Source organism: Stenotrophomonas beteli (assembly GCF_001431665.1).
Taxonomy (GTDB): domain Bacteria; phylum Pseudomonadota; class Gammaproteobacteria; order Xanthomonadales; family Xanthomonadaceae; genus Stenotrophomonas; species Stenotrophomonas beteli.
This window is the reverse complement of record NZ_LLXV01000005.1, coordinates 1-521: the sequence shown is the minus strand read 5'-3', so window position 1 is coordinate 521 and position 521 is coordinate 1. Positions and strand designations below refer to the sequence as shown.

Below are 521 nucleotides of genomic sequence, written 5' to 3'. Positions count from 1 at the left end.
GGCGGAGGGGGGATGCATGGCAGCTCCGTGCGGGCCGGTCGTGGGGTGTCACCCCACTGTGCCCAACGCCATATCCACGGAATGTGTTCATCAGCGGGACGGCCCGGCGACGATGTCTCAGTCGAACTCACCCTCGGCCGACTCCAGCCGCTGCCGGTAGGCCGCCCGATGCTGGTACAGGCGCTGGCATTCAGCCGACCTGTGGATACGGCTGGACGGCTCGTCGGCCACTGAATCGCACATCCGTGCGATGTGGTTGCTGGATGCCAGCTCGGTGACGAAGAACACGGCGGTGATGCCGATGCCGAGCAGCACCACATACAGCAGCCGGCTGAGCCAACGCGACAGCGTGCGCTCGAAGTGCTGCTGGAGGGTCAGGTCGAAGCGGATGATGCTGAGCACGATCCAGATGAGCGCGACCAGGAAGCACAGCGTGGGCAGCAGCCCGCGCCAGAGGCCGGCCTCATATACCGACTCGCTGTAATGCACGGCGGCGCCTGCACCGGCGATGGCGATCGCCA

At 66.2% G+C, this 521-nt stretch carries 1 protein-coding gene; it reads right to left on the bottom strand.

Annotated elements, in window-relative coordinates:
- Window positions 1-117: 117 nt before the first annotated feature.
- A partial coding sequence (locus tag ARC23_RS00675; RefSeq protein WP_057495445.1) for a hypothetical protein occupies window positions 118-521 on the bottom strand: 404 nt, incomplete at its 5' end.